This is a genomic window from Streptomyces sp. MAI_2237 (assembly GCF_054189285.1).
Genome location: NZ_JAJPGQ010000003.1, coordinates 3413940 through 3431445 on the forward strand (window position 1 = coordinate 3413940; position 17506 = coordinate 3431445).

The 17506-nt window shown below is 72.8% G+C and carries 16 protein-coding genes and 3 pseudogenes; 14 read left to right on the forward strand and 5 right to left on the reverse strand.

The genetic code is table 11. The features are described from left to right. Nucleotides 1-4: 4 nt before the first annotated feature. From LN251_RS26010 to LN251_RS26020, 3 genes are read left to right on the forward strand one after another with little or no spacing between them, the layout of a single operon-like run. Complete coding sequence (locus LN251_RS26010) at nucleotides 5-994, forward strand: carbohydrate ABC transporter permease (RefSeq protein ID WP_458246514.1); 990 nt, start codon at nucleotides 5-7, stop codon at nucleotides 992-994. Nucleotides 995-1001: 7 nt separating this feature from the next. Next, nucleotides 1002-1841, forward strand: a complete 840-nt coding sequence (locus LN251_RS26015) for a carbohydrate ABC transporter permease (protein WP_058922053.1) — start codon at nucleotides 1002-1004, stop codon at nucleotides 1839-1841. A 29-nt stretch (nucleotides 1842-1870) separates the two neighbouring features. Beyond that, nucleotides 1871-3235 (forward strand): GH1 family beta-glucosidase, encoded by a 1365-nt coding sequence (locus LN251_RS26020; RefSeq protein WP_458246515.1) that lies wholly within the window; start codon nucleotides 1871-1873, stop codon nucleotides 3233-3235. Between the two features lie 13 nt (nucleotides 3236-3248). Here LN251_RS26020 and LN251_RS26025 read toward each other — a convergent pair whose 3' ends face one another. Together LN251_RS26025 and LN251_RS26030 are read right to left on the reverse strand one after the other, a co-directional pair. Beyond that, nucleotides 3249-3644, reverse strand: coding sequence for an SCO5389 family protein (locus LN251_RS26025; protein ID WP_458246516.1), 396 nt, complete (start codon nucleotides 3642-3644; stop codon nucleotides 3249-3251). Nucleotides 3645-3689: 45 nt separating this feature from the next. After that, nucleotides 3690-4174: pseudogene (locus tag LN251_RS26030) on the reverse strand (ATP-binding protein); the annotation flags it as partial. Here LN251_RS26030 and LN251_RS26035 point away from each other — a divergent pair. Continuing rightward, nucleotides 4169-4831 (forward strand): annotated as a pseudogene (locus LN251_RS26035) (ABC transporter permease); the annotation flags it as partial. The pseudogenes LN251_RS26030 and LN251_RS26035 overlap by 6 nt on opposite strands. A 50-nt stretch (nucleotides 4832-4881) precedes the next feature. Next, nucleotides 4882-5319: a GNAT family N-acetyltransferase gene (locus LN251_RS26040; RefSeq protein WP_458246517.1), complete on the forward strand. Its 438-nt coding sequence runs from the start codon at nucleotides 4882-4884 to the stop codon at nucleotides 5317-5319. Nucleotides 5320-5380: 61 nt separating this feature from the next. Here the strand turns inward: LN251_RS26040 and LN251_RS26045 are convergent, their stop codons facing one another. Then, on the reverse strand, nucleotides 5381-6157 hold the full coding sequence (locus LN251_RS26045; protein ID WP_458246518.1) for a CDP-alcohol phosphatidyltransferase family protein: 777 nt from the start codon (nucleotides 6155-6157) through the stop codon (nucleotides 5381-5383). A gap of 106 nt (nucleotides 6158-6263) precedes the next feature. Between LN251_RS26045 and LN251_RS26050 the strand changes: the two genes are divergently transcribed. The 5 genes and pseudogenes from LN251_RS26050 to LN251_RS26070 all read left to right on the forward strand — a co-directional run. Then, entirely contained in the window at nucleotides 6264-7244 is a 981-nt protein-coding gene (locus LN251_RS26050; RefSeq protein WP_458246519.1) for a zinc-dependent alcohol dehydrogenase, read from the forward strand. A 165-nt stretch (nucleotides 7245-7409) separates the two neighbouring features. Continuing rightward, nucleotides 7410-7808, forward strand: coding sequence for a 6-pyruvoyl trahydropterin synthase family protein (locus LN251_RS26055; RefSeq protein WP_058922042.1), 399 nt, complete (start codon nucleotides 7410-7412; stop codon nucleotides 7806-7808). After that, nucleotides 7805-8995, forward strand: coding sequence for a glycosyltransferase family 4 protein (locus tag LN251_RS26060; protein ID WP_458246520.1), 1191 nt, complete (start codon nucleotides 7805-7807; stop codon nucleotides 8993-8995). Before LN251_RS26055 ends, LN251_RS26060 begins: the two co-directional genes overlap by 4 nt. An 89-nt stretch (nucleotides 8996-9084) precedes the next feature. Beyond that, nucleotides 9085-10116: a class I SAM-dependent methyltransferase gene (locus LN251_RS26065; RefSeq protein ID WP_458246521.1), complete on the forward strand. Its 1032-nt coding sequence runs from the start codon at nucleotides 9085-9087 to the stop codon at nucleotides 10114-10116. An 11-nt stretch (nucleotides 10117-10127) separates the two neighbouring features. Further along, nucleotides 10128-11210: pseudogene (locus LN251_RS26070) on the forward strand (lysylphosphatidylglycerol synthase transmembrane domain-containing protein); the annotation flags it as partial. 134 nt (nucleotides 11211-11344) lie between these two features. Here the strand turns inward: LN251_RS26070 and LN251_RS26075 are convergent. Then, entirely contained in the window at nucleotides 11345-12109 is a 765-nt protein-coding gene (locus LN251_RS26075; RefSeq protein WP_458246522.1) for a creatininase family protein, read from the reverse strand. Between the two features lie 38 nt (nucleotides 12110-12147). Here LN251_RS26075 and ribA point away from each other — a divergent pair, with 38 nt between their 5' ends. The 4 genes from ribA (at nucleotide 12148) to LN251_RS26095 (ending at nucleotide 16225) form a co-directional block, all read left to right on the forward strand. Further along, on the forward strand, nucleotides 12148-12807 hold the full coding sequence (gene ribA, locus LN251_RS26080; protein WP_249840867.1) for a GTP cyclohydrolase II: 660 nt from the start codon (nucleotides 12148-12150) through the stop codon (nucleotides 12805-12807). A gap of 70 nt (nucleotides 12808-12877) precedes the next feature. Next, nucleotides 12878-14023, forward strand: coding sequence for an NAD(P)/FAD-dependent oxidoreductase (locus LN251_RS26085; RefSeq protein ID WP_458246523.1), 1146 nt, complete (start codon nucleotides 12878-12880; stop codon nucleotides 14021-14023). Continuing rightward, nucleotides 14020-15081 carry a saccharopine dehydrogenase gene (locus LN251_RS26090; protein WP_458246524.1) on the forward strand — a complete coding sequence of 354 codons (1062 nt, stop codon included), beginning with the start codon at nucleotides 14020-14022 and terminating at the stop codon, nucleotides 15079-15081. The genes LN251_RS26085 and LN251_RS26090 overlap by 4 nt, the downstream gene beginning before the upstream one ends. Next, nucleotides 15074-16225, forward strand: coding sequence for a saccharopine dehydrogenase family protein (locus LN251_RS26095; protein ID WP_458246525.1), 1152 nt, complete (start codon nucleotides 15074-15076; stop codon nucleotides 16223-16225). Before LN251_RS26090 ends, LN251_RS26095 begins: the two co-directional genes overlap by 8 nt. Before the next feature lie 5 nt (nucleotides 16226-16230). Here LN251_RS26095 and LN251_RS26100 read toward each other — a convergent pair whose 3' ends face one another. After that, on the reverse strand, nucleotides 16231-17463 hold the full coding sequence (locus LN251_RS26100) for a serine hydrolase domain-containing protein (RefSeq protein ID WP_458246526.1): 1233 nt from the start codon (nucleotides 17461-17463) through the stop codon (nucleotides 16231-16233). Between the last annotated feature and the right edge of the window lie 43 nt (nucleotides 17464-17506).

The window sequence follows — 17506 nt, forward strand, 5'->3', positions numbered from 1 at the left end:
CCCGATGACCACCACCACCCTCAAGGAACCGCTGAGGGGGAGTCCCGCCGGTGCGGCGACGCGCGAACCGCGTCGCCGCACCGGGCGGATCCGCCGCGCCGGACTCCCGTACCTGCTGCTCCTGCCCGCCCTGATCCTCGAACTCCTGGTCCACCTGGTGCCGATGGTGATCGGCATCGTGATGAGCTTCAAGGAGCTCACGCAGTTCTACATCCGCGACTGGGGCACCGCGCCCTGGACCGGCCTCGGCAACTACAAGGTGTCGGTGGACTTCGACGCCCCCGTCGGCGAGGCGCTGCTGCACTCCTTCTTCGTCACCGTCGCCTTCACCCTGCTCTCCGTCGGCCTGTGCTGGCTGATCGGCACCGCGGCCGCGATCTACATGCAGGACACCTTCACCGGCCGCGGCCTGCTGCGGGCGCTGTTCCTGGTGCCGTACGCCCTGCCGGTCTACGCGGCCGTCATCACCTGGGTGTTCATGTTCCAGCACGACAACGGCCTGGTGAACCACGTCCTGCACGACCAGCTCCACCTCACCGACAAGCCGTCCTTCTGGCTGATCGGCGACAACAGCTTCTACGCCCTGCTGACGGTGTCGGTGTGGAAGGGCTGGCCCTTCGCCTTCCTCATCGTCATGGCCGGCCTGCAGAACATCCCGGGGGAGCTGTACGAGGCCGCGGCCCTGGACGGCGCCGGGATGTGGCAGCAGATCCGCCGCATCACCCTGCCGTCGCTGAGCCCGGTCAACCAGGTCCTGCTGCTGGTGCTGTTCCTGTGGACGTTCAACGACTTCAACACCCCGTACGTCCTGTTCGGCAAGTCCGCGCCCGAGGCCGCGGACCTGATCTCGGTGCACATCTACCAGGCCTCGTTCGTCACCTGGAACTTCGGCACCGGCTCCGCCATGTCCGTGCTGCTGCTGCTGTTCCTGCTCGTCGTGACGGGCGTGTACCTGGCGCTCACCTCGCGCGGACGGAGGACCGGCGATGTCTAAGTCCCCCATGGCGCCCCCCAGTTCGTTCCTGTGGTCGCGCCGGGTCTTCCTCACCCTGCTCACCGGGTTCGTGCTCGTCCCGGTGTACGTGATGGTCTCCAGCTCGCTCAAGCCGCTCGCGGACGTCACCGGCAAGTTCCGGTGGCTGCCCAGCGGTCTGACGATCCGCCCGTACATCGACATCTGGTCGACGGTCCCGCTGGCGCGCTACTTCGCCAACTCGCTGATCGTGGCGGGCGCGGCGACCGTCTGCTCGGTGGTGATCGCGGTGTTCGCCGCGTACGCCGTCAGCCGGTACAGCTTCCGCGGCAAGCGCGTCTTCACGGTCACCGTGCTGTCCACGCAGATGTTCCCGGGCATCCTCTTCCTGCTGCCGCTGTTCCTCCTCTACGTCAACATCGGCAACGCCACCGGCATCGCCCTGTTCGGCTCGCGCGGCGGACTGATCCTGACGTACCTGACCTTCTCGCTGCCCTTCTCCATCTGGATGCTGATCGGGTACTTCGACTCGGTGCCGCGCGACCTCGACGAGGCGGCGCTGGTGGACGGCTGCGGCCCGCTCGGCGCCCTGTTCCGGGTGGTCGTGCCGGCCGCGATCCCCGGCATCGTCGCGGTCGCCGTCTACGCCTTCATGACCGCCTGGGGCGAGGTGCTGTTCGCCTCCGTCATGACCAACGACACCACCCGCACCCTCGCCGTCGGCCTCCAGGGCTACTCCACGCTCAACGACGTCTACTGGAACCAGATCATGGCCGCCTCGCTGGTCGTCAGCGTGCCCGTGGTCGCCGGCTTCCTGCTGCTGCAGCGCTATCTCGTCGCCGGGCTGACGGCGGGTGCCGTCAAGTGACCCACTCCCACCGTCTTGAGAGGACTTCCGTGTCCGACCGCATCGACCTCGCCGCCTTCCCCCGCGACTTCCTGTGGGGCACGGCCACCGCGGCGTACCAGATCGAGGGGGCCGTCGCGGAGGACGGCCGCTCCCCGTCGATCTGGGACACCTACTCCCACACGCCCGGCAAGGTCGAGGGCGACGACAACGGAGACGTCGCCTGCGACCACTACCACCGCTGGCGCGAGGACATCGGCCTGATGCGCCGGCTCGGCACGAACGCCTACCGGCTGTCCGTCGCCTGGCCGCGCGTGGTGCCCGGCGGCGACGGCCCGGTCAACCCCAAGGGCCTCGCCTTCTACGACGAGTTGATCGACGCCCTGCTGGAGGCGGGCATCACCCCGTTCGTCACGCTCTACCACTGGGACCTGCCCCAGGTCCTGCAGGACCGCGGCGGCTGGCCGGAGCGGGACACCGCGCTCGCCTTCGCCGACTACGCCTCGGCCGTCGCCGAACGCCTCGGCGACCGCGTCACCCAGTGGGCCACGCTCAACGAGCCGCTCTGCTCGGCCTGGATCGGCCATCTGGAGGGCCGGATGGCCCCGGGCCTGACCGACCTGACGGCCGCCGTCCGCGCCTCCTACCACCTGCTCCTCGGCCACGGCCTGGCCGTCGACGCGATCCGCGCCGCGGCGCCGTCGTCCCAGGTCGGCATCGTCACCAACCTCTCCACCGTGCACGCCGCCACCGACCGCGACGAGGACATGGCGGCCGCCCGCCGGCAGGACGGCCACATCAACCGCTGGTGGCTGGACCCGGTGTACGGCCGCGGCTTCCCGGCCGACATGCGCGAGGTCTACGGCGTCGAACTGCCCGAGCGGGAGGGCGACCTGGCGAAGATCGCCGCGCCGCTCGACTGGCACGGCCTGAACTACTACATGCCGTCCATCGTCGCCGACGACCCCTCGGCCCCGGCGCCCCGCGTCCGTTCCGTGCGCCGGCTCGGCGTGCCCCGCACCGGCATGGACTGGGAGATCGACGCGAGCGGCCTCGAGACGCTCCTGCTGCGCCTCACCGACGAGTACCCGGTCCGCCGCCTGTACGTCACGGAGAACGGCTCCGCCTACCCGGACGTCGTACGCCCCGACGGAACCGTCGACGACCCCGAGCGCGCCGAGTACCTCGAACAGCACCTGGCCGCCTGCGCCTCCGCCGTCCGCAAGGGCGCCCCCCTGGCCGGCTACTTCGCCTGGTCCCTGCTGGACAACTTCGAGTGGGCGTACGGCTACGACAAGCGGTTCGGCCTGGTCCACGTCGACTACGAGACCCAGAAACGCACGATCAAGGGCACGGGCCACCGGTACGCGGACATCGTCCGGGCCCATCGGGGACGGGCCCGGAACGCCGCGTGACCGGACGGCGCGGTCAGCAGTCCCTGAACTCCGGTGCCTGGTTCAGAACCTGGGAGCGGGCGGACGTGAACCGGTCGTAGGTGCCGCCGGTGGTTCGTGCGCCCGGGCGGAAGGCCGCCACGCGGTGGCAGTTCTGGAAGGCCAATTCGATGGCGAAGTGGCGTTCCAGGCTGCCCCGGATGGCGTCGCCGGCCAGGGCGCGCAGCAGCTGCCCGCGCTCCCTCTCGGACGGCGGCGGGGTCTGGTTGTCGGCGAACTCGGCTTCTGCCGAGTCGAGTTGGGCGGCCAGGGAGGCGATGAGGTCGTAGGCGTAGGGGAGGGACGCGCGGACGGTGGCCACGAAGTCCTCCTCACGGATGTCACCGGACTCGGCTTCGGCGAGGAGCTCGGGGGAGACGTCGAGAGACATGGGGGGTGTCCGTTCTGGTCGTCAGTGTGTGAGTGAAGGGGGCGGTCAGGTCAGTGCCGTCGGGCCCGGCACGAACTCCGGGTCGATCTGACGGGCCAGGTCCTCGCCCGTGGCGCGGTCCGCCCACGCGCGGGCGTTGCGCAGGTGGAACTCGACGGCGTGGCGGTGCAGGGTGGCCCAGTCCCTGGGGCGGGCGTCCGCCGCCGCGCGCAGGACGTTCAGGGCGTGACGGTTGCGCTCCTCCAACTCGCCCTGCGGGCGGCCCTGTTCGCTCGCTCTCACCCAGGGCGAGTGGACCAGGTGGGTGAGCAGGTCGTCACCCACCTGCTCCTTGAGGAAGAGCACGTCGTCCTCGCCGTTCACCTTGTTCCCGACGACCGCGATGCGGATCCCGAACTCCCGGGCGTGGTCGCGGAACTGGCGGTACACCGATACGCCCTGGCGGGTCGGCTCCACCACCAGGAACGTGAGGTGGAGGCGCACGCGTCCGCGCCGACCGTCATGTCGACGACGACGTACTCGCCGGGACCGACGCGCTCGGCCGCGACCTGCTGGCCCGGGTCGCCCACGGCGCGTTCGACACCCTGCTGCTCGCCTCCGTGATCGGCGCCGTCGCCCTTGTGGCCGGCCTGGTGCTCGGGGCGCTGCCCCGCCTGTCCGGGCCGCCGGCCGACACCGTCAACGCCGTACCGCCCGTCCTCGGCGCGCTGCTGGTGACCGCCGTCGTGGGCAGCGGGCCGGCCACGCCCGCCCTCGCGGTGAGCGCCGTCGCCTGGGCGCCGCTCGCCGCGCACACCTCCGCGCTGCTGCGCCAGGAGCGGGCCGCGCCGCACGTGACCGCGGCCCGCGCACTGGGCGCGGGCCGCCGGCACCTGCTCCGGCGCGCACTGCTGCCGGCCGTCGTCCCGCCCGTCACCCGCCACGCCCTGCTCCGGCTGCCCGGCACCGCCCTCGCCCTCACCTCGCTGGCCTTCCTCGGCCTGGGCGCCCAGCCGCCGTCGCCCGAATGGGGGCTGCTGCTCGCCGAGAACCAGCCCTACGCCGAGCGTGCCCCGTGGGCGGTCCTCGCCCCGGCCGCCGTACTCGCCCTGCTCGGCGCGCTGGCGGTGAGCGCGGCCGGGGGAGTGCGGCGGCCGGGGCGTCGTACGACGCGACCTCCCGAGCAAAGGGCCCTTGCCTGGGCGTGAGTTGGCGGCGACGGCAACCGCGCTGCTCCCGCGCCGCTGGGCTCGCCGCCATGAAGATCCAGGTGGAGGCCGCCCGGGAGGCGGACCAGGAGCTCGTCGAGGCTCTCGGCCGTCTGCTGCCGCAACTGTCGCGCTCCGCGCGGCCGCTCGACGCGCAGGCGCTCGCCCGCGTCCTGGCCTGCGACACGAACACCGTCCTCGTCGCCCGTGCCGACCACGGCATCGTCGGCACCCTGACCCTGACGACGGTTGCGCTGCCGTCCGGGCTGCGCGCCCGGGTCGAGGACGTGATCGTCGACGAGGCGGCGCGAGGTCACGGGATCGCCGGGCTGCTGATGGAACAGGCGCTGCGACTCGCACGTGAGGCCGGAGCCCGCACCGTCGACCTCACCTCGCGCCCGGACCGGGAAGCGGCCAACCGGCTCTACGAGCGGCTGGGCTTCCAGCGACGCGGCTCGACCGTGTACCGGTACCCGATCGAGGGGTGAGGGGGGCCGCCCCTCAGGACGGCACTGTCTGCAGTGGCGTAGCTGCCGCCGCTGCCGTCGCTCAGGACGCCACCGTCTGGCGTTCCGCCGCCAGTTCCAGCATCTCCTCCACCTCGGCCTCGTCGACGCGGGACGCGCGCTGGAGCCAGCGGATGTCGCGGCCGAAGGACCAGGTCAGGGAGGCGAGGGCGAGGGCCGTGACGCCGAAGGAGGCCGCTGCCGGGAGGTAGCCGGAGGCGGCCAGGAGCAGGCAGACGCCCTGCATCGCGGCGACCGTCTTGCGGGCCATGCTCGGCGGCAGCGGGGCGTTCAGCCAGGGGTAGACGCGGGCCGCCGCCACGAACGCGTAGCGCATGCCGCCGATCAGCAGGACCCACGGGCCCTCCTGCATGGAGACGTACACGCTCAGCACCAGGATCAGGAACGCGTCCACCTCCATGTCGAAGCGGGCGCCCAGCGGCGTCGAGGTGCCGGTGGCGCGGGCCACCTTGCCGTCCACACCGTCGAGTATCAGGGCGACGGCCGTGAGGCCGACGAAGACGGTGACCGGCGGCGAGCTCTCGAAGGAGTCGGCGACCAGGGCGGTCACTCCGCCGACCAGGGTCGCGCGGCCGAGCGTCACCCGGTTGGCCGGGCCGAAGGAGCGCGGCCGGGTGCGGTGCAGCGCCCTGGAGAGCACCGCCCACGTGGCGACGGCGAAGGCGAGGCCGGTCAGCCAGCCCGCCGGCCCTAGGCCGATCGCCGTACCGAGCAGGGCCAGCAACAGGATCTGCACGCCCGCTCCCACAGCGGTCTCCTGCTGGACCAGCCTTGCTTCGTATGTGTTGTTCAGGGCCACCGCACACCCTCCGGCCATATGACAGAGTCGATCACGCCGCGTACTGTGCGCGGCCTGTGCACACCTCGGTACGTGAACCACTTCCCGATCGTTCAGGAGGACGTCGATGAACCGCGCCGCACGCGCGTTCTGGCTGGATCGCCCGGGCGAGGGCCGGATACGCGACGTCGACCTGCCGGTACCCGCGGGGGACCAGGTGCTGGTGCGCTCGCTGTTCTCCGGCGTGAGCCGGGGGACGGAGACCCTCGTCTTCCGCGGCGGAGTGCCCGAGAGCCAGCACGCGGCCATGCGCGCCCCCTTCCAGGAGGGCGACTTCCCGGCCCCCGTGAAGTACGGCTACCTGAACGTGGGCGTGGTGGAGGAGGGGCCGGAGCGGCTGGCCGGGCGGACCGTGTTCTGCCTGTATCCGCACCAGACCCGGTACGTCGTCCCTGCCGATGCCGTCACCGTCGTACCGGACACCGTGCCCGCCGAGCGGGCCGTCCTCGCCGGCACCGTGGAGACCGCCGTCAACGCCCTGTGGGACGCCGCGCCCCTGATCGGCGACCGGATCGCCGTCGTCGGCGGCGGCATGGTCGGCTCCTCGGTGGCCGCGCTGCTGGCGCGCTTCCCGGGCGTCAGCGTGCAGCTCGTGGACGCCGATCCCGCGCGCGCGAAGATCGCCCGGGCCCTCGGCGTCGACTTCGCCCTGCCGGCGGACGCGGAGGGCGAGCGGGATCTCGTCGTCCACGCCAGCGCCACCGAGCAGGGACTCGCCCGCTCCCTCGAACTGCTCTCCGCCGAGGGCACGGTGATCGAACTGAGCTGGTACGGCGACCGGAAGGTCTCCCTCCCGCTCGGCGAGGCCTTCCACTCCCGCCGCCTCGTCATCCGCTCCAGCCAGGTCGGCACCGTCTCCCCCCGCCGCGCCGGACGGAGCTACGCCGACCGGCTCGCCCTCGCCCTCGACCTGCTCGCCGACCCGGCGCTGGACGCACTCGTCACCGGCGAGTCCGCCTTCGACGAACTGCCGGACCTCATGCCGAAGCTGGCCTCCGGAGAGCTGCCCGCGCTCTGCCACCGCATCCGGTACGAGGACACAGAGTGACGCAGTCGTTCAATCCGGGACGACTTTCGGGGCCGGGCAAGACCGCCTGACCTGAGAAAAGAGTGAGGGACGGCTGAACACGGGGAACCGATGAGCCGTACTACACGGCATCCCCGGCGGCCGACTGCCGGGGGGCCAGACGCGCCGCACCTGGAGGGTCGTCCGTTGTTCAGTGTCACCGTCCGCGATCACATCATGATCGCCCACAGCTTCCGCGGCGAGGTCTTCGGACCCGCGCAGCGCCTGCACGGAGCGACGTTCCTGGTGGACGCAACCTTCCGGCGTGAGCAGCTGGACGACGACAACATCGTCGTCGACATCGGCCTGGCCACGCAGGAACTCGGCGCCGTCGTCAGTGAGCTGAACTACCGAAACCTCGACAACGAACCCGAGTTCGCCGGAACGAACACCTCCACGGAGTTCCTGGCCAAGGTCATCGCCGACCGGCTCGCCGACCGCATCGAGAAGGGCGGCCTCGGCGAGGGTGCCAAGGGCATCGCCGGGATCACCGTCACCCTGCACGAGTCGCACATCGCCTGGGCGAGTTACGAGCGTGCCCTGTGACCGACGTGACCCTGGAGAAGACGGCGCATCCGGCCCTCGGATACGTGCCCGTGCAGCACTCCACGCTGAAGAACGCCGAGATCATCCCCATGTCCCTGCGCTCCGTGCACTTCGTGATGCCGGGCGGCGTCGACGACCCGGCGGCGCCCAGCGGCGGCAACGCCTACGACCGGCGCGTCAGCCTGGACCTGCCCGGCTTCGGCTGGCAGGTGCACAAGCACGCCGTGGCCGGCGAGTGGCCCCGGCCGGGGGCGGCGGCCCGCGCGGAACTCGCCCGCGTCCTGCGGGAACTGCCCGACGGGACGGTCGTCCTGCTGGACGGGCTCGTCGCGTGCGGGGTGCCCGAGATCGTCGTACCGGAGACGGAGCGGCTGAGCCTCGCCGTGCTGGTGCATCTGCCGCTCGGCGACGAGAGGGGGCTGGAGCCCGCGGTCGCCGCCGAACTGGACGCCAGGGAGCGGGTCGTGCTGCGGGCCGTGCCCGCCGTGATCGCCACCAGCGACTGGGCGGTCCGCCGGCTCGTCTCGCACCACGGACTGGCCCCCGAGCGGGTCCATGTCGCCGCGCCCGGCGCCGACATCGCGCCGCTGGCCTCCGGCACCGACGGGGTCTCGCGGCTGCTGTGCGTCGCCGCCGTCACCCCGCGCAAGGGCCAGCACCGGCTGGTGCAGGCGCTGGCCGCGGCGGCCGAACTGCCGTGGACGTGCGTGTGCGTGGGCGGGCTCGGGCACGACCCGGAGTACGTCGCCGAGCTGCGCCGGCTGATCAGGGAGCACGGCCTTCAGGACCGGATCGAGCTGGCTGGCCCGCAGGCCGGAGCGGAACTCGACGCCAGCTACAACGCCGCCGACCTCATGGTCCTCACCTCCTACGCGGAGACGTACGGCATGGCCGTGACGGAGGCCCTCGCGCGCGGCATCCCGGTGCTCGCGACCGACGTCGGCGGCCTGCCCGAGGCGGTCGGCCGCGCCCCCGACGGCGGGGTGCCCGGCATCCTGGTGCCGCCGGAGGACCCCGCCGCCCTCGCCGCCGAACTGCGCGGCTGGTTCGGCGAGGCCGACGTACGGCGCCGGCTGAAGGCCGCCGCGCGGAGCCGGCGGGCCGCCCTGGACGGCTGGGCCACCACGGCCCGCAGCCTCGCCGGAGTGCTGGGCCGGCTGCCGAGCGAGCCCGGGAGGGCGGCATGAGCAGGACCGTACCGGTGAGGACCGGCGGAAGGGTTCCGGCGCAGCCGGGGCCGAGGGACACGCGGGAGACGGTGGGGGAGGGGCGGCAGATGGTGACACGGACGGCGGATGTGCCCACGGAGGCCGGCGGACACGAGGCGAAGGCGGTGGGTTCCGTGGCGGAGGGCACCCAGGGCACGGACGGCCCGGGAGCCGGCCCGGCGGTCGCCGCCGGTTCGGTGATCCCCGGGGCCGGTCCCGCCCGTCCCGGCGAGCGCGCCACCGTACGCCTGCGCGACACCGGGCCGGACGAGCCCCCGCGCTACGCGCCCGAGTGGCTGGAGCTGCGCGAACCCGCCGACGCCGCCGCCCGCTCGCACGACCTGCTGGACCCGCTGCGCATCCGGCTCGCGAACCTCCCGGGCAAGGCCGGGCTGGTCATCCACGACCTGGGCTGCGGCACCGGCTCCATGGGCCGCTGGCTCGCCTCCCGGCTCGACGGCGCCCAGCACTGGGTGCTGCACGACCGTGACCCGTACCTGCTGCACTTCGCCGCCGTCGCCTCGCCGCGGTCCGCCGCCGACGGCAGCCGGGTCTCGGTGGAGACCCGCCGCGGCGACGTCGCCCGGCTCACCGCCGACGGGCTCGCCGGTGCCTCCCTGGTGACCGCCTCCGCCCTCCTCGACGTGCTCACCCGCGAGGAGCTGGAGACCCTGGCCGACGCCTGCACGGGGGCGGGCTGCCCGGCCCTGCTGACGCTCTCCGTCGCCGGCCGCGTCGAACTCAGCCCGTCCGACCCGATGGACGCGGAGATCACCGACGCGTTCAACGCCCACCAGCGCCGCGACGGCCTGCTCGGCCCGGACGCGGTCGACGCCGCCTGCGAGGCCTTCTCGGAGCGGGGCGCCACGGTACGGGTCAACCCGAGCCACTGGCGGCTCGGCCCCGACGAGGCCGAGCTGACGGCCCAGTGGCTGCGCGGCTGGGTCGGCGCGGCCGTCGAGGAGCGCCCCGAGCTGGCAGCCCGCGCAGAACGGTATCTGCACGACCGCCTGGCCGCCTGCGAGGCCGGCGACCTGCACGTCACCGTCCACCACAGCGACCTCTTGGCGATGTCCCGGCCGACGGGCGGGGCGTCATGAGCGTGGAGACGATGAGGACGGTCGTGCTGCCCGGCAGCCGGCGGGGTGCGGACGTCGCTTCCGACGCGGCGGCGAGCCCTCGGGTCGAGGGGGTCCACGTGCCGGCGTCCGCCGGTGCCGCTTCCGTCGTCGTCGAGGTGTGGGACGACGGGGCCGCCTGTCTCGCCGCGCGCGAGTCCGCCCTGCGGGCCCGGGCCGCCGAAGTCGCCCTCCGCGAGGAGCGCGACCGTGCCGCGAACGGCACGCCATGGTGGCGAGGGGCCCTGGCGCGGCTCAACTCCCCTGTTCTGCGTCGCCACTTCGGGACCGTCGCGGGCGTCGTCATCCTCGGGGCCCTGCTGTGGCACCTCGGTACCGGTGTGCTGCTGGACGGGCTGCGGCGGATCGACGCGACGACGCTGGTCCTGGCGCTCCTGACCGGGGTGGCCACCACCGTGCTCAGCGCCTGGCGCTGGGCGCTGGTGGCCCGCAGCCTGAAGATGCGGCTCCCGCTCGGGGCGGCCGTCGCCGACTACTACCGCGCGCTGTTCCTGAACGCCGCCCTGCCCGGCGGCGTCCTCGGGGACGTGCACCGGGCCGTCCGGCACGGCAAGGACGCCGGTGACCTCGGCCGCGGCGTACGGTCGGTCGTCCTCGAACGGGTCGCCGGACAGGTCGCGCTGACCGTCGTCGGCACCGCGGTGCTGCTGACCATGCCGTCCCCCGTGCGGGCCGAGGTCCGCAGCTTCGCCCCGCCGGTCCTGCTCGCCGCGGTCGGCGCGCTCGCCGTCGTCCTGGCGCTGCGGATGAACCGCACGGCCGACTCCCGCCGCGGCCGCGCCCTGCGCGCGACGCTCGCCGAGGCGCGCAAGGGACTGCTCTCCCGCCGCAACGGCCCCGGCGTCGCGCTCTCCTCGCTGCTCGTCCTCGCCGGTCACATCGGCATGTTCGTGCTCTCCGCCCGGGTCGCCGGCTCCCCGGCCTCCGCCGCCACGCTGATCCCGCTCGCGGTGCTGGCCCTGGTCGCCATGGGCCTGCCGCTGAACGTCGGCGGCTTCGGTCCCCGTGAGGGCGCCACCGCCTGGGCGTTCGGCGCGGCCGGCCTCGGTGCGAGCAGCGGTGTGGCGGTCGCCGTCGTGTACGGCGTGCTCAGCTTCGTCGCCGCCCTGCCGGGCGCGGTCGTCCTCGTCGCCCGCTGGTACACGGGGCTGCGGACGGGTTCCGGAACGACCCCGGAACCCGGCGCCGACTACGCGGGCCCGTCCTCCGAGGCGAGGAGCGAGAAATACGCGCCGAAGGAATCCGCGAGGCTCGCCAGCAGTTCCTTCCCCTTTTCCGCGGAACCCAGCGAAGGCCGTCCGATCACGCCCGAATCGGTATAGCCGGACATACCGAGGGTGAGCAGATGACGACGGTCGTCAGCGACGAAATCGGCGGTCTCGTGACCGGGCCGGAGGAATTCCGGGTGAGCGTGCAGAAGGATGGAGGTCTCGATTTCTCCCGCGTGCATGTCGGTCAGCAGCGAGGTGGTCACCCCCGCCCGCTGCCGCGCCGTCTCCCAGTCCTCCGCGGCCGGGAAGAGCGCCATGCGCTCGCCACGGGCGGAGGATTCCTGGACGACGTTGCCCAGCACGTAGTTCCCGCCGTGCCCGTTGACCACCACCAGGGCGTCGACGCCGGAGCGGCGCAGGGACTGCGCGATGTCACTCACCACCGCATGAAGGGTCACCGAGGAGATGCTGACGGTCCCGGGCCAGGCCGCGTGCTCGTGCGAGCAGGAGATGGTCACCGGAGGGAGGAGGTGCACCGGGTACGCCGCGGCGATCTCCCGGGCCACGGCACAGGCGACCAGTGTGTCGGTCGCCAGCGGAAGGAACGGCCCGTGCTGTTCGAAGCTTCCCACCGGAAGGACCGCGACCTGCGTTGAGACACCCGCCGCCCTGGTCCGTACCTCTTCCGTAGTGTCCGCCGGCACCAGCCCGTCCGCCGCCGTACGCACGCCCGAACCACTCATTTCTTCACGGCCTTTCGTCTCTGTTTAGGAATCGAATCATGACAGATAAAATCGGCGTACTCGGCAAGAAGAGCGCGAAGCGTACAGGCGTGGAACGCATAGTGAATGCCCCGCTGCCCACGGTGTACGGGCAATTCCGGGCGGTCGGTTACATCGATCACGATCGCGGCGACGAACAAGTCGCTCTCGTGCACGGCGAGATAGGCACGGACGATGTCCTGACCCGGCTGCATTCCGAGTGCCTGACGGGTGACGCGTTCGGCTCCCAGCACTGCGAGTGCGGTGACCAGCTGGCGTCCGCGCTGAAGGCCGTGGTCGCCGAAGGCAGCGGCATCGTCGTCTACTTGCGGGGCCACGAGGGCCGCGGCATCGGCCTGCTCGCCAAGCTGCGCGCGATGGCCCTGCAGGCGGAGGGCCTGGACACGGTCGAGGCCAACCTCGCGCTCGGGCTGCCCGTGGACGCCCGCGACTACGGCGTCGCCGCCGGCATCCTGCACGACCTGGGCGTGAACTCCGTGCGCCTGATGTCCAACAACCCGCGCAAGCGCGAGGCGTTGGTGCAGCACGGCATCGAAGTGGCCGAGACCGTCCCCCTGTTGATCCCGCCGTGCGAGAGCAACATCACCTACCTGCGCACCAAGCGGGAGCGGCTCGACCACGTCCTGCCCCACCTGGACGCCCTGGCGCACCTGTCCTGAACCTGCGGTTACGGCCCGGCGGGCGGGGACAGGAAGAGGGGACGACCCGACACCCCTGGGAGGCTCGCCGGTGAACACGCAGGCCAGTGCCGTCGTCATCGGCGGCGGGGTGATGGGCGCGAGCATCGCCTACCACCTCGCCGCCGCCGGTGTCCGCGACGTCGTCCTCGTCGAACGGGACGAACTCGCCGCCGGATCCACCTCGAAGGCGGCGGGCGGGGTGCGGGCGCAGTTCTCCGACGAGCTGAACATCCTGCTCGGGGCGCGCAGCCTGGAGGCGTTCGGCCGCTTCGAGGAGGAGATCGGGTACGACATCGGGCTGCACCGCGTCGGCTACCTCTTCCTGCTGTCGACGCCGCAGGAGGTCGCCTCCTTCGAGCGCGGCGTCGGGTTGCAGAACTCCCTGGGCGTGCCCAGCCGTATGATCACGCCGAAGGAGGCCCGCAGGCTCTCCCCGCTCATCAGCACCGACGGCCTGCTCGCCGCCGCCTTCTCCCCGGACGACGGCCACTGCACCCCCGAGGCGGTCGTCCACGGCTACGCCTCCGCCGCCCGGGCCCTGGGAGTCCGCGTCCTGCGGCACACCGAGGTCACCGGCATCGAGCTGCGGGGCGACCGGATCACCGCCGTCGCCACGACCCTGGGCCGGATCGGGACCGGCACGGTGATCTGCGCGGCCGGCGCCTGGTCGCGGGCGGTCGGCGCGATGGCGGGCGTCGACCTGCCGGTGGTGCCGCTGCGCCGCCAGATCGCGGTCACCGAACCCCTCGCCCAACCGCGCCCCGGCATCCCCATGACCATCGACTTCACCACCAGCCTCTACTTCCACGCCGAGGGTCCCGGTCTCCTGCTGGGGATGTCCGACCCCGAGGAGCGGCCCGGCTTCGCCACCGACACCCACGACCGCTGGATCCCCGCCCTGTACGCGGCCATGGAGCGGCGCGCTCCGGCCCTGCTCGACCTGCGCCGCACCGGCGGCTGGGCGGGCCTGTACGAGATCACCCCCGACCACAACGCACTGATCGGCGAGGCCACTTCGGTCTCCCGCTTCCTCTACGCCACCGGCTTCTCCGGACACGGCTTCCTGCAGGGCCCCGCCGTCGGCGAGGTGATCCGCGACCTGTACCTGGGCCGCGTACCCTTCGTGGACGTCCGCCCCTTGAGCGCCGACCGCTTCGCGGCCGACGCCCCGCGCCCGGAGGCCAACCTCGTATGACCGATCTCCACCTGTGGCTGCGCCACGAGGCCCGTACGACCGAACGCCGCACACCGCTCGTGCCGTCCGACGCCCGGCGGCTCGTCGAGGCGGGCGTGAGGCTGACGGTGGAGGAGTCCCCGCAGCGGATCTTCCCGATCGAGGAGTACGAGGCGGCCGGCTGCGGCGTCGCGTCGGCGGGCTCGTGGGTGTCCGCGCCGCACGACGCCGTCGTCCTGGGTCTCAAGGAACTCCCGGACGAGCCGGGCGAGTTGCCGCACCGGCACATCTTCTTCGGGCACGCCTACAAGCGGCAGCCGGGAGCCGAGACCCTGCTGCGGCGGTTCGCCGCCGGGGGAGGCGCCCTGCTCGACCTGGAGTACCTGGTCGACGACGACGGCCGTCGCCTCGCCGCCTTCGGCTTCTGGGCGGGCTACCTGGGCGCCGCCCTCGCCGTGCTCCAGCGCCGCGGCAGGCTGGCCGCCCCGCTCGTACCGGGGTCGAAGGAGGAGCTGGACGAGACGCTCCGGCGGGCCGGCGGGGACGAGGAGTTCACGGCGCTGGTCGTCGGCGCCCTGGGCCGCAGCGGCCGGGGCGCACGGGTCGCCTTCCAGGTCGCCGGGATCGAACCGACCTGCTGGGACCTCGCCGAGACCCGTGACCTGGACCGCCCGGCCCTGCTCGGCCACGACGTCATGGTGAACGCGGTCCTCGCCACCTCACCCGTCCCGCCCTTCCTGCGCGAGGAGGACCTCGACGCCCCCGCGCGCCGGCTGCGCACGCTGTGCGACGTCACCTGCGACGTCGGCTCGCCGCTGAACGTCCTGCCGGTCTACGACCGCACCACGGACTGGGACGAGCCGGTGCGCCGGCTGCGCAAGGAACCGCCGCTGGACCTCATCGCCATCGACAACCTGCCGTCCCTGCTGCCGCGGGAGTCCAGCACGGACTTCTCGGCGGCCCTGGTGATCCAGTTGCTCGAGTTCTCCGTCGGCGGCCCGTGGGGACGCTGCCTCGACCGATTCCACCAGGCGTGCCGTGAACTCGGCGTCACGGAAAGGGAGTCCGGGAATGGCTGAGCGGGCCACCGCGTCCGGCACCGTCCACTGGATCGGCGCCGGACTGTCCACGGGCAGCGGTCTGGCCCGGCTGTGCGAGAGGGCCGGGCCGGTACGTCTGTGGCACCGCACCGAGCAGCGGGCCGCGGACGCCCTGGACCGTCTCGGCCTCGGCTCGCGCGCCGAGCCCCGCGCCTTCACGCTCCCCGCGCTCACCGCCGAACTGACGCCCGGGGACGTCGTCGTGTCGATGCTCCCCGCGCCGGAGCACGCTCCGATCCTGGCCGCCTGTGTCGCGGGCGGCGCCCACTTCGCCTGCTCCAGCTACGTCTCCGACGCCGTCCTCGCACAGGTCCCCGCGGCCGAGAGGGCCGGACTGGTCGTCCTGACCGAGGCCGGGCTCGACCCGGGCATCGACCACCTCTTCGCCCACAGCCTGGTCGCCCGCGCCGGCGCGGCCGTCGGCGCCGGCACCCCGGCGTCGTACACCTTCACCTCGTACTGCGGCGGCATACCGGCCGTCCCGAACGACTTCCGGTACCGCTTCAGCTGGGCTCCCGCCGGTGTGCTGGGCGCTCTGCGCTCGCCCGCCCGTTACATCGAGGACGGCACCGAGACCGTCGCCGGCCGCCCGTGGGAGGCCACCCGCGCCCACGTCCTCGACGGGGAACGCTTCGAGGTCTACCCCAACCGCGACAGCGTGCCCTTCGTCCGGCAGTACGGCCTCCCGGCCGCCTGGCGGGCGCACACCTTCGTCCGCGGCACCCTGCGGCTCGACGGCTGGCTGCGGGCCTGGGACCCGGTGTTCGAGGAGCTGAAGGCCGGTGACGACGCGCGGATCGCCGCCCTGGCGCAGGAGTTGGCGGCCCGCCATCCGACGACGGACGCCGACCGCGACCGGGTCGTCCTCGCCGTGTCCCTGGACGTCCGCGCGCAGGAAGGCGGTTGGTCGGGGAGCTACCTCCTCGACCTCACCGGGGACGCGGAGGAGAGCGCCATGGCCCGGTGCGTGTCGCTCCCGCTGGCGCTGGGCGTCCGGCACATCCTGGACGGAAGCCTGCCGGCGGGGCTGAACAGGGCCGCCGGGACGGCGGCCCGTTCCGGGCAGTGGCTGGACGAACTGCGGTCGGAAGGACTGGAGTTCGGCCTGCGTTCCGCGGCGTAGCCGAGTCAGCCGGTGATCGCCTCGTGGACCAGGCGCTTGAGGTCCGGGACGATCCTCAGGGACGACTTCGGGCGGACCTGGGTCATGAACTGGACGGTCAGGTCATGGACGGGGTCGACCCAGAAGGTGGTCGTCGCGGCGCCGCTCCAGCCGTAGGCGCCCAGGGTGGAGGGGACCTGGGTGCGCTCGGGGTCGATGACGACCGAGACGCCGAGGCCGAACCCCACGCCGTCGTTGTGGGGCTCGTCGTGGGCCGGGCGGGAGCCGAAGGAGCGCAGGTCCGCGTTGCCGGGCAGGTGGTTCCTGGTCATCAGGTCCACGGTCTCGGGGGCCAGCAGACGGACGCCGTCGAGCTCGCCGCGCCGGCGCAGCAGCTCCATGAAGCGGTGCATGTCGTACGCCGAGGCCACCATCCCGCCGCTGCCGGACAGCAGGCGCGGCCGCCCGCCGCGCAGCGGCAGCCCGGCGACCGGCTCGATGCCGCCCGACTCCGTCTCGCCGTACAACTCCGCCAGCCTGGGGGCCTGTTCGTCGGTGACCTGGAAACCGGCGTCGGACATGCCGAGCGGGCCGAGGATCCGCTCGGCGAAGAACTCGTCGAGAGACTGCCCGCTCACCACCTCGACCACCCGGCCGAGGACGTTGGTGGCGACCGAGTAGTTCCACTGCGTCCCGGGCTCGAACTGCAGCGGCAGACTCGCGTACACGTCGACCGTCCGCGCCAGGTCGGTGCCCGGCAGGACCGAGGACTCGAGGCCGGCCGCGCGGTAGAGGGCGTCGACCGGGTGGGAACGGTAGAAGGCGAAGGTGAGGCCCGCGGTGTGGGTCAGCAGATGCCTGATCAGGACGGGGCCGCGGGCCAGCCGGGTCCGTACGTCGGCGCCGGAGCCGCCCTCGTACACCTGCGGGTCGGCGAAGGCCGGCAGATGGCGGGCGACCGGGTCGTCCAGCGACAGCCGGCCCTCCTCGACGAGTATCAGCGCGGCGACCGAGGTGACCGGCTTCGTCATGGAGTAGATCCGCCACAGTGTGTCGTGCTCGACCGGCAGTCCGGCCGCGACGTCGCGGTGGCCGAGCATCGTCAGATGGGCGACGCGTCCGCCGCGGGCCACGGCCACCAGGAAGCCGGGCACGCGTCCCTCGTCGACGTGGTGGGCGAGGTGCTGGTCGAGTCGGTCCAGCGCCTTCGCGTCCAGCCCGACCTCGCTCGGGTCGACCTCTTGCCGCAGCTGTGCCATCGCTCTCCTCCGAATGCGCTCGTCGAGGTGCCGGACGGGATAT